This window comes from Halorubrum cibi (genome assembly GCF_900182635.1).
Lineage (GTDB): Archaea > Halobacteriota > Halobacteria > Halobacteriales > Haloferacaceae > Halorubrum > Halorubrum cibi.
The window spans coordinates 1-11,760 of the sequence record NZ_FXTD01000018.1 but is presented as its reverse complement, the minus strand read 5'-3'; the positions used below and the strand labels follow the sequence as shown (position 1 = coordinate 11,760).

The window sequence follows — 11,760 nt, the reverse complement described above, 5'->3', positions numbered from 1 at the left end:
ATCGACGGCGACGGCCGTGACGGCGGTCCTCGTGGTCCTGTTCGGGCTGGTCGCGCTCGGCTACTGGGAGCCGCCGGTCGGCGAGATCGTCGGCGACGCGCTCGGCGCGGGCCGGGCGGTCTACGACGCGGTCGGTCGCTGGGTTCTCGAGCGGCTCCTCGGTTGGCTCGAAGGCGTGGCGTCGTAAGGCTCCCTGACAACCCACTTTCTCGGGATCCCGTCCTGCCCCACACCGCGTTCCTGCCACCGAGAGGGCGTCCTACGACCAATCTGTAGGTTCCACGTGTGGAGCGGTGCGTGGCGGTAGGCCGGAGCCGTTCTGGCTCCGGCCGTTATTGTCTCCCCCCTTAGGGGCTACACCCGTAGGGACACCCGCTAACCTACCCACGCACTGCGGACGCTCTACCGGCCGATCTCGCGACGCTCAACACGTCGAAAAGCGCGATCCACGAAGTTCCATTAAGAAACGTTATGTTCTAAAATACGGACTACATCACCGCGGAATCATCTCGAAGGCGCGATCGACGCGGGATCGGCGTCGACGACTCGCCGAGTTAACCAACATTTGGGGTCGAGAGGCGCGGAGTGTTGGTTAAGACACGAAAAAGAGACGGAGCCGGGGCTGTCGACCGCGGTGAACACGGAGCGCCGAGCGCTGCTACTCGACCCAGGTTCGGCGATCCGTCCGCACGCGGACCTCATCACCGTCCAGGTACTCGCGCTCGAGCGCGGTCGAGAGCTGGTGCGGCTCGAGCGAGAGGTCCTCGAAATACGCCCACTCGGAGCGACCACGATCTCCGTCGCCGGCGTCGTCCTGGTCGTCGCTCTCCTCCTGATCGCCGACCGTACTCGGATCGTCGCGTTCCTCGCGACGCTCCCGACGCTTCTCGGCGCGCTCCTTCATGTCGTCCACCTGGTCGTCCGGGTAGATCGTGCGGAGAATGTCCTCCGCCTCGTCGAGGACCGCGAGCGACGGAAACACGACGAGTACCGGATTCCCGACCTTCTCCGCGACGCCGACCTCGACGAGCCGGGTCACGTGGTACCGGATCGTCGACCGGGCGAGTCCCGTCCGTTCCTCCAGCGTGTCGTAGGACGCACCGGACTCGGTCGCGACGACCCGGAGGATGTCGTAAATCGCGCGCGTGTTGGCCTTCAACGCCTCGCGGTGGATCTCCGTCGAGACGCTCTCGAAGCGTTCACGGAGTTGCTCGCGACGGCCGGCCGGGTGCCGGTACCGGTACTCCGGGCTCGCCGGACCGGGCTGGTAGTCGTCGGCGACGAGCTCGTCGCGACCGACGCCGGACCAGTCGAGGTGGGCGGAGACGATCGACCGGAGCACCGACATGACCTCCCCCCAGTCGTCGACGTGAGGGAGCGCGTCGTCGCCGTTGGTGCCGGCGAACGACGCCTCGAGCTTCGGATGGTGCGCCGGGTCCTCCCGCGGGATGTCGGCCCATCCGGCAGCCTGGTAGCACTTCAACTCGATGTCGTACGTGGTTCGTTCGAAACCGAGGAGGTGCCAACGGTCGGCGTCGAGGAGCGCCTCCAGGTACCCCTCGCGCTGACGGAGCTGGTGAGCCTCGATCTCGGACATGCCGCCGTACGCGATCAGCTCGCGAGTCTGGTCGATCGTCTCGACCACCTGGCGCTTCCACCCGATGTCGAACCGGTGGTGCGCCTCCGCTTTCGCGATCCGCCGAGAGTCGACGTCACGGTCAGCGAGGAGCCGGCCGCGGTCGACGTCCAGGACGCGCTCGAGGACGTCGAGCATCCGTCCCTCCACCTCGTCGGCGGTATCGGCCCACGTCGTCGAACAGCGCACGAGCGTTCCCTCGCCGTACTGTAGCGTGAGGCTGTTCCCGTCCTTGTAGTTGAGATCGGAGAACTGTGGAACGACGCGGAGCGAACACGCCTTTCCGGTCTTGTACAGGTCACCGTCCTCGTCGCGCTCGCGGAGCGTGAGGTCGTACTTGTAGTACGCGCTGTAGTCGTCTCCCGTCCCGGTGCCGGCCTTCCATCGACTCGAGGAGAGGACGACGACCCACTCGCGGTCGGGCGTCGGAGCCTCGAGCCACGGGAGATCGTCGTGGTCGACCTCGAGGACGACGCCGGGCTCTTGGTCGCGATCGCCGACGACGTCGTACCACAGCTGGTGGACCGCGGAGTACACGGGAAGGTCTCGAGCCGCGTCGTTGAAGACGGCCTGAACGGCCGCCCCGTGCGCGGCGGGTCGGGGAGTGATGCGCTCCTCGAGGCGCGGATCGGGAAGCGTCCCGATCGTCGCGTCGGGCGTCGATGGCATGTCGACGCTCACGCGGATTCACCCCGACACCGGTAACAGACGACGTCGCGACCGGACGTCCCGCGTCCGCACTCGGGACACTCGTACTCTCCCAGGTCGTCGAATTCGACGCCGTCGAACGTCTCCTCAACGGCGCACATCTCACAACGGCCGCTGGGGCGCCGCGTAGGGTGCGGGCACCCCGTCATTGGACACCTCCCGAGGATTCCCCTTCCTGGAGGACACGGAGGACGTTCCACCACGTGACGCACTTACAGGAGTGACAGACGTGCTGGAACGATCCGCGTGACCGCTCGCCGACGATCTCGGTGGTACGCTTCTCCGAGACCTTCCCGCATCCGGTACACCGCGCCGAGAGGAGCGGCCCGGCGTGACCGACGCCGGGAGCCGAGCGTGACTCACTCGACATCGTCTCCCTCCTCGTCGCCGGCGTCGAGATCGTGTTTCTCCTCGAGATCCTCCGGGAGGTTGTCGTTCTTCTCGGCGAGTCGAAGCTGGTCGGCGACCGAACTCGCGTGACCGAGATCCTCGTCGCTCACGCAGACGCACCCCCGTCAGCACCGTCGTCGGCATCCTCGCCACGGTAGTACCGGCTGCCGTCGGAGGTGCTCTTCGCGAACTCCTCGGGGCGGTTCGGACAGCCGATGAGGTGACCGTACTCGAGGTCGCCGTTCGGGCTCCGCGTACACCGAGCCTTACAGGTCCCGCAACGGAACTCGGAGTCCTTCGTGACGGTGAAGGATCCGGAGTGGCCGAGGCTCACGCGCCGACACCTCCGGCTGCGGACCTGTTTTTCGTTAAATATCTATTACTAAGATGTGATAAGTTAACCTGAAAACTGCCATGGGGCCGGAGGGATTTAGGAACCCCCTCCGCCTCGACGAGCGCTGAACCGCACGAAAACAGCGCGTCTCGGCGGGCACAACTGATACCAGGGGGATCGGAATCCTGTAAATTCGTCCACGCGAGCGATGATCTCAGACCCATCGTCCGGCGATTGGAGCGATCAATGGACTTCGACATATCACCCGAGCAAGCGGTAGAGGACTTCCTCGCGGAGCGTGAGGGAGAAGTGAGTAAAGCAAGCCACCGCAACTACAAATACGCACTTGAGGAGCTTGTGCGGTTCTGTGAGAAGAACGGCATTGAGCAGATTAGCGACCTCCACGGCTACCATCTCAAGAAGTACAAACTCCATCGGCGGGGTCAGGGAATCAAGGAGGTCACGCTGAAGAACAACCTCTCGACACTCCGCGTGTTCCTTCGGTGGTGCGAGCAAGCGGAACTCGTCGATAAGGACTTCGCCGAGTTGGTACAACTACCCGACCTCGACCACGGGGAGCGAGTCAGCGAGACGATTCTCTCGCTCGACCGCATTGAGGACATTCTCGACTACTACTACAAATATGAGTACGCGACACGCGATCACGCCATCTTCCAAGTGATGTGGCACACCTGCTTTCGAATGGGGACAGCCGTCGCTCTCGATCTCGATGATTACGTTTCGAGTCGCAACCAGCTCAAAGTGCGCCATCGCCCCGAGAGCGGGACTCCACTAAAGAACGGCAAAGAGGCGGAGCGTGTCGTCAATATCGGCGACCAAGTTGCGGAGGTGTTAGACGACTACATTGAGGTTCCGCGCCAGAGCGTGACTGACGACTACGGGCGCGAGCCTCTATTCACTACGAGCTACGGTCGTATCACCCTCACAACCCTCCGCAAGAACTTCTACGCGATTACTCGTCCGTGTAAGGTCATCGGTAGCTGTCCGCATGACCGAGACATTGAAGAGTGCGATGCGGCCATCCGCAAGAAGGACGCGTCCAAGTGTCCATCCAGCCGCAGCCCTCATCCGGTTCGACGGGCAGCTATCACGTACCACTTGAACCGTGACTGGCCGGGAGAGAAGATCAGCGAACGAGCCAACGTGAGTGTGGACGTTCTGGACGAACATTACGACAGCCGAAGTGAGGGAGAGCGAGCAAAAACGAGGAAGCAGTATTTAGATAACTTGTAATTAGGTCTCTGTTAATATTCTACTTACAGACAGATCCTAAGTTCAACACTCCAATACTGCGGATCTTCTCTGGACTATTAGCACCAGAATTATTTACTGAAACAACAGAAGAGATAGTTATGTATCTCGACTTTTTCACGGGAAAAGAAATTGCATCATCGGCGAAAACATCGACAATTGATTCATATGAAGATGAGGTTGAAGAGTATCAAAAGAAAGATTATACATATATTCCAATCCCAGATTCCAAGAAATATTACGATTTATCGCGTGACGAACTACGAGAGATAGAGCAAGGACAGTATTTACATCCCGATACTCCAATGCTGGAGGCTTTCTCAAGATTACAAGAATATCCATTCTTACTGTTTGATGACTTCAGAGATTTCAGATCAGAAGACGGAGAATATATACCTGCTGGAATTAAAAAATTCAATCTTCCAGATGGATCGTTTAGAGCTGATGAGATCGCTAACAATCCAGATGATTTCCGAGAACGGTATGATGACGAGACTTACATAGATGCTGTAGACTCCCTTGAGGAAATGGCTTCTGAACGATATGAGATACTAACTCTTGCAGATGCGAACAAACGTCGAGCAAGAGAGTTATTTTACAGGGTTCTCTCAGAATTTGAGGTTCAATTGGCTCACTTAATTGAACAGGAATATCCTGATTCTGAGTCGTTATTCAATGAAGCAAAACCAGAAGCAATTGGCCGCTGGCAAAAGTCTAAAATCGACGAATTAGTCGTACATATCTCAGAGCATATGTATTTATCAACTCTATTGAAGATTGTCGGTAAATCAGAGAATCTCCGTGAAAAAATGGGGTATTCTTCCCGAAACCAATTTGACAATGATTTGGGAGGGTTGGTTAAGCTTCGAAATCGAATTATGCACCCCACGCAGACTCTTGTTCACGATACTGACGATCTGAAGAAAGAAATTAATCGTGTCAATCGTACTGTCGAAGCATTAGATAATCTGAACGCAAAAGAGATACAACCAAAATTTCCGAAGTCTGTTGACCAGTAATTACTGACCCTGCGACTCAACGTTAACATCATCAAAGGCGTTCATTGCTGATTTTGAATCTATCATACCATTGTTAGAATAATAAATATATCAAATAAAAATAATGTTGGCGGATTTATGTTTAGACGTTTATTCTGTAACTATGGGATAGATAATAGAGACACATTGAGGGTTTTGTCCCCAGACAACTTTCACTGGACATCATTTCTCTAAATCGTAACACGGCGCGTGTCATCATCCCCTGATCGAATGAAATCTCACTGCGAGTGGAGATCGAGAACTTAACGAACAGGGCTTCTGCTGGCAATTATCGAGCGTTTCGAAGGAAGATGGGGCCGGAGGGGGAAGCGAAACTCGCAGATCCCGCTTCTCCGACCTTCTCACCCGCCGATTCGACCGATCGCGTTTCGTTACGTTGACTCATCGTTGATATCCAAATCCGCGTGCCGCTGCTGGCGCTCTTCGAACTCTTCGACCACCGTCGCCTTGTCGTAGTACCGCCGGATCGTCGCCGGCTTCGAGTTCACCCGACGAGCGACCCACTCGATGTCTCCATCCGTCACGTTCAGCAGCCACGTGATGCTGCCAGTCCGGACCGCGTGCGGCGACCGCGACGACGGACACTTCCCCGCCTGTGCCCTCGACGTCCACTCGCAGCTGTGGCGCTCCCGAGAGTGCGGACAGCCGGTGTACAGACACGGCTGGGTCGCCTGATAGCACCACGACCGGATCGTCGTCCGACTCGGTCGCCCCTGACGCGTCGTGAAGAGCGGATCCCGGCCGTACATGTCCCGCTTGTCCGACCGCTCTCGGGCGATGTACATGTCGAGCGCCGCGACCACGTCGTCGTTGACGCTCACGATCCGCTCCCCCTCCGCGTCGTTCTTGAGCGGCGTCTTCGTCTCCGGGCGATGGTGGAACCACAGCGTCCCCTCGTCGGGGTCGTAGTCGCCGAGATCGAGCCCGCGAAGCCCGCCGAGCCGGCACGCCGTGTGCCAGAAGACTTCGAGCGACGCGTGCCACGCCGTTCCGAACCACTGATCCGAGTCCCGGAAGTACGCGAGCACCTTCCGAGCCCGGTCCGCCGGCAGCTGCTCGTCACTCGTCTCTTCGTCCTTCGTCAGCTTCGGGATCTCGACCTTCTTCGCGACGTCCTCGTCGATCACCTCGATGCGCTCGCAGAACTCCAGCAGCTGCTTGACCGAGACCATCGCGCTCTTGACCGTCGACGGGGAGACGTCTCCCGACTCACGGTGATGCCGGTACTCGTCGATCTCCCAGCCGCCGATCTCGCGCATCCTCTCGATGTCGTTCTCCTCACACCACTCCACGAAGTGACTCAGCCGGTGCGCGTAGCTCCGGACGGTCTCGTCCGCCTGTCGCTGGCGACGCCGGCTCAGGAACCGGTCCGCGGCCTCCCGCGGCGATAGCTCCCGGCTCATGGCCCACGGCTCACGGTGACGAGCGAGCGGCCGCAGTACCACCCGCACGTCGGGCACGTACTGCCGTTCACCCACCGATTGACGAGCCGGTCGCACTGCTCGCAGGCCCACAGCTTCGACGTCACGCTATCACCCGACCCGTCTCGAACTCGGCCGTCGAGATCCCGGCCTGTCGGCGAGCCATGTCGACCGCCGCCGCGTCCGTCGCGACCACGCTCACGTCGACCTCCTCGACGACGCGACCGCGAGCGGAGCGAAGCTCCACCTCGACGCGGCGCGTCACGGTCGACCCTCCACGGCCTGCTCGACCGTCACGTCGTCGAGTCGACCCGCTCGGACGTCGCGGGCGTCGAAGCCGCCGCGATCACGGTTCCGGCTCACGACGGCACCCCGAGGTACTCGCGTTCGAGATCGCGGAGCGCGTCGATCACCCAGCCCGCGTCGCCGGGCAGCTCCCGAGCGATCGCGTAGCGGTCGTGAGACGCGTAGGTCTCGCCGCCCGCCATGACGACGTAGAGCGTCGTCTCGCTGGTGTACCCCTCCCGCTGGAGCGACTTGTCGACGTCCGGGTGAAGCCGCTCGACGCCTGCCGTGTAGGCGGTCGCCTCACCGTCGGCGATCCGGTCGAACTTCATTCCTCACCCCGCTCCCACGACTGCCGATCCGCGAGGAGTTCTGCCGCCTCGTCGGTCAGCGAGTACATGTTCGTCCGCTTGTCGAGCGCGCTCTTCTCGATCAGCCCCTTGTCGGCGAGCGTGCCGAGGTTCGGGTACAGCCGGCCGTGATGGACCTGATCGTAGCCCATCGACTCGAGCGACTCCTTGATCGCGAGTCCGTAGTCCGCACCGTCGAGGTGGTACAGCTGCCAGAGGACGTCGCGTTGGAACCCGGTCAGATCGACGTAGTCGTCGAGAGTCGCCACCTGGGCCGCGCTACTCATCGATCACTCACCCCGGCGTTCACCCGGTACTGGTACGACCTCGATCCGCACGTCGAGCAAAGGTGCTGCTCCGTCTGCGCGTCGAACCCCTCGGCTCGATCACCGCAGATCTCGCAGCGTCCGCTGTTATTTCCGCTCGGTTCGCCGGTCGTCTCGCAGGGATTAAACCCCGCAGTTGCCTTCGTTGGCATGGTTCTGTGGTCTCAGCACAGAACCCGACCCGGTCGGGCGCTAGGGACGCCGCGGCCGGGATTCCTACATATTCTCACACTGCCGAGAGTCTCTCACTCGGGCTCCGTGGTTGCTACCTGTATCTGTTGTAACTTATAGGTTCGGATGTTTCCAAATAGTAGATTGTGTTTTGATTCGAACTATCCGGACCAACTACAGGCCATGCGATAGAATAGTACTCCATCATGCGGCACTCTGGAGACTGGATGACTCTTCTCGACGATCGGATCTTGGAGTATCTGAGTGAGCACGAGGCTGCGTCCCCAACTGAAATGAAGAAAGGAGGTCCGATAAAATTCAGCCGGGCATACATCGGCCGTAGGTGTAAGAAACTGAAAGAAAACGGCCTGTTACGCGAGATTAGTGATGCGACCTATGTCATCACCGACGACGGGGAGGCGTATCTCGACGGCCGGCTCGACACGCAGGAGTGGCGCTACATCAACGAGGATGCCGGCAGCGTCGATCGGGAACCGCCGACGACCGACTCTCCCGGCGAGAGCGAGGTTAACGGAGGTTCGTAATGGGTCACATCCCGGAGTGGATGAAGCTCATCGACGAACGCATCCTCGAGTACCTCGACGAGAACGGTGCCTCGTTCCCCTTCGAGATCTCGTCCGACCTCTCAATGACCGCGCCCCGGAATCGTGTTCGCCGTCGCTGCTGGGTCCTCGTGAACGCCGAGTTCGCCGTTCCGATGCGTGAGAAGCTCGCTCACGAACGCTACGCGATCAAGTTCGACATCGCCGACCGCGGCGGCGACTATCTCGACGGCGAATTCGATGCCAGCCTGATCCAGCCGCTTCCCGCTCCTCGGCCGCCCCACGCTACGCGTCCCGGTTGGTGGGCCGGGTTCGGATGACTCTTCGTCAGATCGTCGGGAGGTGGATCCAGGAGGGCGGGACGCTCCTGTTTCTCGCTGGGACACTGGTGAAGATGATCTTCGAGTTTACCTTTACTGTGCTCGTCATGTACCCGCTCTCTTTGGTGATTGAAACCACAATCCCGTTGGAGAATCTCCTCCGAGCTGCCTCAGGGGCGTCACCTACCAGTCCGTCGATTGCGGTCGCAGGGACGATCACCGGGATCTTCTTTTTCTGTCGGTGGGACCAACCCGAGGCGAACAAACCGAGTGCCCTCACGGAGCGGTTCAGTCTCTGGGCTAGCCGATTGACCGACGAGGAAGACTGATCAGATCCAGAACCGGTTCCCCGATCCCAGCGAACATTCCTTTGTCGACGTCAATGACGATCTCGATGACTCGGAGCACGCCGTAGGCGAATTTGAATCCAATTCCGAAGACCGAGTACCCGGTCGTCTGTGCGGCAGACATGTCTGCGATGCTTAGACCGATCGGTACGAAGACCACGACCGAAGCTGGCACTATCGGAGCGAGCTGCGTCGTGAGCAGTGCCACGCCGATCACGTGAGCAGAGGTCATCGACGCAACGGTGAGGAACAACGCAAAGAGGACCATGAGGGCCTCCATCGGCTGATAGGCAGGCGTCTCGTCATCCTCAGAACCTCCATCGTTTACTCCCCCACGGGCGATCTGCGTCCCGGCGAGTGAGCCGACCCACAGGACGGTGATCGCACCGGCGGTGAACGCCACGTCCGAGTACCACCAGAGCGCCAAAAGCCCCGGTGACGCCATCATCCCGACGACGAGCGCACCGAGCGGGAGCAGTACGGCGATCTCAACGATCCGCCTGACTGCCCATTTCGGTGTCCCGTCGACTCGGTACTGAGCGTTGCTCATGTATTCGATGGCCGTCTCTCTACTTGTCCATCACTTCGCGTCCGTGTTAGTCTAATCGGTTATTTGATCGTAGAGTAGGAGCGGATGTTATCCGAGATCAGAGTCGAATGGGACTGAGCAGCCTACTCCGCAGTGACTGTCGTCGTCGTTCTCGCGACTTCGTCGCCGTCTCGTAGCAACAATATCGCGAGGTCCTCCTCGCCGGGAGAGACGACGATGTTGTCTACTGGAGACCAGTATTCCGTCTCCGATGATCCCGGAAGAAGTGTTTTCGGAGAGTACAGATCCTCTGCTCGTGACGCGCCCCCAAATTCGATCTCCACGGAATCATAGGTCAACAGTACGTCGCCGCTGTTTCGAACGTTGAAATTCACTCTCGAAAGCTCGACATCGTCGGTATCGTAGCCAGCACTGAAGAACGTCGTCCCTATGTTCGAAAAGTCAGTTTCGAGGCCGTCAAATTCCTTCGTATCTGTTTCTGACACAGTTCCGTCTCCCTGATCGAGTTCGACTGTCACCTCCTTCTGACCGCCCGACCAAACGCCATACGCGTCATCGTACGTGCTACTCGCGTCGATAAGCGGGAAAGTGATCGTCTCGTCCGCCGGTATTGTGAGTGTTTCATCGACGATCTCCGAATCCTCGAATAAGACTGTCGCTGAAGGCGTCGCTTCGAGATCGCCGCTGTTACTGACTCTAGCCGACACCCTCACGAGCCTCCCGCTCTCCCACCCCGTCGAAATCGTATCGAGAGAGATCTCCGCTCCATCGATATCTCGTGAAATCGTCTCCGAAACCGATCCCGATGGAGAATCTACCACAATATCAATCTCTGCCTCACCACCTGACGTCGCCTCGTAGAGCGTGCCGAAGCTTCGAAGCGTCAACTCTTCTGATTGACCGGGATCGAACTGTTCGGTCGGAGTCGTGTCGAGTTCGTCTCCGTCGGCGGTGGCAGTCGCTTGTGACTCGGTCGGCACGTCGCCGGCGTTCCGAACGGTCACGACGACATCGACGAGCGTATTCCCGTCCCAGTTCGGTTCGATCGAAGTGAATTTGAGCGATGCGGGAGCGAGTTCGTGGGAAAACTCGCCCGTCACCGGACCGGCTGCGGTCGTAACGGAGACGGACCCTCCTGTGGTTCCGGATGTGTCGATCTCGATCCCTCCGTCGATGCCGATCGCTCTCGACTCGCCGGCGTCTAGATAGGTGTTCACCCACTCCGACGGATCGAGATCAGAGATCTCGAACAGTGCCTCTTCGACGTAGACAGGGACGTCTCCGACGTTCTCGATTTCGACGGTCACTTGCTCGAGTTCGTTGTACGTCCACGACGAGTCGATATTCGAGAGTAAGGGGTCCGGACCTTCGACAGTCAGCGTCTCGCTAGTCACCGTATCCCCGTCCTGCCGGATCAGTAGTTCATACTCGCCCGCTTCGAGAGTTCCGACCGAGAGCGAACTCGTCGTGTGGTCCGGCTCGATTCGCGTTTCGGCAATTACGCGATCGTCCGGTCCCTCGAAAAGCGCCGTACCGTAGTCGCCGATCGAATACTCGAAGGAAAGAGCGGCCTGACCGTTCTCAACTGTGGTCTCCATACTTTCGACAGAGGCGCTACTCATTCCCGGCACGTTACTACACCCGGCAAGCGACGCGACAGAAGATGCCGCGAGGACTTGTAAGACGTTCCGTCTATTCACATCCCACACAGGTTAACCGTCCGATATAAAGAACACGCCTCAGCTATCGAAGTTGAGACGAGTGGTCTAGGTCTCGTTTCTCTCCGAACGCTCTCAGCGCCGCAGCACGCGCCGAGAAAGAGCCGCCAGTTGTGACCGCCCACTACGCGGCCACGCCCTCGAGCCAGCCGACGAGTCGCTCGAGCGCCCACTCGCCGACCGCGTCGTAGACCGCCCGGCCCGCGCCGAGCGCGTCACCGACGATCTCGCCGACCGGCGGCTCCCAGTAGCCGAGCGCGACGAGCCCGAACAGGACCACGAGGACCGCCGTCACGGCCGTCGCCGTCGAC

14 protein-coding genes and 2 pseudogenes are annotated in these 11,760 nt (G+C 59.6%); 5 read left to right on the top strand and 11 right to left on the bottom strand.

Annotation, left to right across the window (positions count from 1 at the left end; genetic code table 11):
* Positions 1-187, top strand: a pseudogene (locus tag FN829_RS15430) (hypothetical protein); the annotation flags it as partial.
* Positions 188-658: 471 nt separating this feature from the next.
* Here FN829_RS15430 and FN829_RS15425 read toward each other — a convergent pair.
* The 4 genes from FN829_RS15425 to FN829_RS15415 form a co-directional block, all read right to left on the bottom strand.
* Entirely contained in the window at positions 659-2,305 is a 1,647-nt protein-coding gene (locus FN829_RS15425) for a winged helix-turn-helix domain-containing protein (RefSeq protein WP_142987827.1), read from the bottom strand.
* Positions 2,306-2,489: 184 nt separating this feature from the next.
* Positions 2,490-2,714 (bottom strand): hypothetical protein, encoded by a 225-nt coding sequence (locus tag FN829_RS15420; protein ID WP_142987826.1) that lies wholly within the window; start codon positions 2,712-2,714, stop codon positions 2,490-2,492.
* Positions 2,704-2,844 carry a hypothetical protein gene (locus tag FN829_RS16020; RefSeq protein ID WP_185955792.1) on the bottom strand — a complete coding sequence of 47 codons (141 nt, stop codon included), beginning with the start codon at positions 2,842-2,844 and terminating at the stop codon, positions 2,704-2,706. The genes FN829_RS15420 and FN829_RS16020 overlap by 11 nt, the downstream gene beginning before the upstream one ends.
* Positions 2,841-3,068, bottom strand: coding sequence for a hypothetical protein (locus tag FN829_RS15415; protein WP_142987825.1), 228 nt, complete (start codon positions 3,066-3,068; stop codon positions 2,841-2,843). The genes FN829_RS16020 and FN829_RS15415 overlap by 4 nt, the downstream gene beginning before the upstream one ends.
* Positions 3,069-3,314: 246 nt before the next feature.
* On the opposite strand from FN829_RS15415, the gene FN829_RS15410 reads away from it, so the two are divergent.
* Both FN829_RS15410 and FN829_RS15405 read left to right on the top strand, forming a co-directional pair.
* Positions 3,315-4,322, top strand: coding sequence for a tyrosine-type recombinase/integrase (locus FN829_RS15410; RefSeq protein ID WP_142987824.1), 1,008 nt, complete (start codon positions 3,315-3,317; stop codon positions 4,320-4,322).
* A gap of 119 nt (positions 4,323-4,441) precedes the next feature.
* Positions 4,442-5,359, top strand: a complete 918-nt coding sequence (locus FN829_RS15405) for a hypothetical protein (protein ID WP_142987823.1) — start codon at positions 4,442-4,444, stop codon at positions 5,357-5,359.
* A 410-nt stretch (positions 5,360-5,769) separates the two neighbouring features.
* On the opposite strand, the gene FN829_RS15400 is transcribed toward FN829_RS15405, so the two are convergent.
* The 4 genes from FN829_RS15400 to FN829_RS15390 form a co-directional block, all read right to left on the bottom strand.
* A complete protein-coding gene (locus FN829_RS15400) occupies positions 5,770-6,801 on the bottom strand; it encodes a tyrosine-type recombinase/integrase (protein ID WP_142987822.1) in 1,032 nt (343 codons plus the stop codon).
* 121 nt (positions 6,802-6,922) lie between these two features.
* Positions 6,923-7,084, bottom strand: coding sequence for a hypothetical protein (locus tag FN829_RS16015; protein WP_185955791.1), 162 nt, complete (start codon positions 7,082-7,084; stop codon positions 6,923-6,925).
* 94 nt (positions 7,085-7,178) lie between these two features.
* Positions 7,179-7,436: a hypothetical protein gene (locus FN829_RS15395; RefSeq protein ID WP_142987821.1), complete on the bottom strand. Its 258-nt coding sequence runs from the start codon at positions 7,434-7,436 to the stop codon at positions 7,179-7,181.
* Positions 7,433-7,741: a PadR family transcriptional regulator gene (locus FN829_RS15390; protein ID WP_142987820.1), complete on the bottom strand. Its 309-nt coding sequence runs from the start codon at positions 7,739-7,741 to the stop codon at positions 7,433-7,435. Before FN829_RS15390 ends, FN829_RS15395 begins: the two co-directional genes overlap by 4 nt.
* A gap of 416 nt (positions 7,742-8,157) precedes the next feature.
* Between FN829_RS15390 and FN829_RS15385 the strand changes: the two genes are divergently transcribed.
* Complete coding sequence (locus FN829_RS15385; RefSeq protein ID WP_142987819.1) at positions 8,158-8,496, top strand: hypothetical protein; 339 nt, start codon at positions 8,158-8,160, stop codon at positions 8,494-8,496.
* Positions 8,496-8,834 carry a repressor phrH2 gene (locus tag FN829_RS15380; RefSeq protein WP_142987818.1) on the top strand — a complete coding sequence of 113 codons (339 nt, stop codon included), beginning with the start codon at positions 8,496-8,498 and terminating at the stop codon, positions 8,832-8,834. Before FN829_RS15385 ends, FN829_RS15380 begins: the two co-directional genes overlap by 1 nt.
* Positions 8,835-9,134: 300 nt before the next feature.
* Here the strand turns inward: FN829_RS15380 and FN829_RS15375 are convergent, their stop codons facing one another.
* The 3 genes and pseudogenes from FN829_RS15375 to FN829_RS15365 form a co-directional block, all read right to left on the bottom strand.
* Positions 9,135-9,731, bottom strand: coding sequence for a hypothetical protein (locus FN829_RS15375; protein ID WP_142987817.1), 597 nt, complete (start codon positions 9,729-9,731; stop codon positions 9,135-9,137).
* Positions 9,732-9,853: 122 nt separating this feature from the next.
* Entirely contained in the window at positions 9,854-11,431 is a 1,578-nt protein-coding gene (locus tag FN829_RS15370; protein ID WP_185955790.1) for a hypothetical protein, read from the bottom strand.
* A 142-nt stretch (positions 11,432-11,573) separates the two neighbouring features.
* A pseudogene (locus FN829_RS15365) lies at positions 11,574-11,760 on the bottom strand (hypothetical protein); the annotation flags it as partial.

What these genes read in the sequence shown, in the direction of transcription:
- FN829_RS15390 (WP_142987820.1), bottom strand. Translation starts at nt 7,741, where the DNA reads ATGAGTAGCGCGGCCCAGGTGGCGACTCTCGACGACTACGTCGATCTG.
- FN829_RS15395 (WP_142987821.1), bottom strand. Translation starts at nt 7,436, where the DNA reads ATGAAGTTCGACCGGATCGCCGACGGTGAGGCGACCGCCTACACGGCA.
- FN829_RS15385 (WP_142987819.1), top strand. Translation starts at nt 8,158, where the DNA reads ATGCGGCACTCTGGAGACTGGATGACTCTTCTCGACGATCGGATCTTG.
- FN829_RS15380 (WP_142987818.1), top strand. Translation starts at nt 8,496, where the DNA reads ATGGGTCACATCCCGGAGTGGATGAAGCTCATCGACGAACGCATCCTC.
- FN829_RS15405 (WP_142987823.1), top strand. Translation starts at nt 4,442, where the DNA reads ATGTATCTCGACTTTTTCACGGGAAAAGAAATTGCATCATCGGCGAAA.
- FN829_RS15375 (WP_142987817.1), bottom strand. Translation starts at nt 9,731, where the DNA reads ATGAGCAACGCTCAGTACCGAGTCGACGGGACACCGAAATGGGCAGTC.
- FN829_RS15400 (WP_142987822.1), bottom strand. Translation starts at nt 6,801, where the DNA reads ATGAGCCGGGAGCTATCGCCGCGGGAGGCCGCGGACCGGTTCCTGAGC.
- FN829_RS15425 (WP_142987827.1), bottom strand. Translation starts at nt 2,305, where the DNA reads ATGCCATCGACGCCCGACGCGACGATCGGGACGCTTCCCGATCCGCGC.
- FN829_RS15420 (WP_142987826.1), bottom strand. Translation starts at nt 2,714, where the DNA reads ATGTCGAGTGAGTCACGCTCGGCTCCCGGCGTCGGTCACGCCGGGCCG.
- FN829_RS15410 (WP_142987824.1), top strand. Translation starts at nt 3,315, where the DNA reads ATGGACTTCGACATATCACCCGAGCAAGCGGTAGAGGACTTCCTCGCG.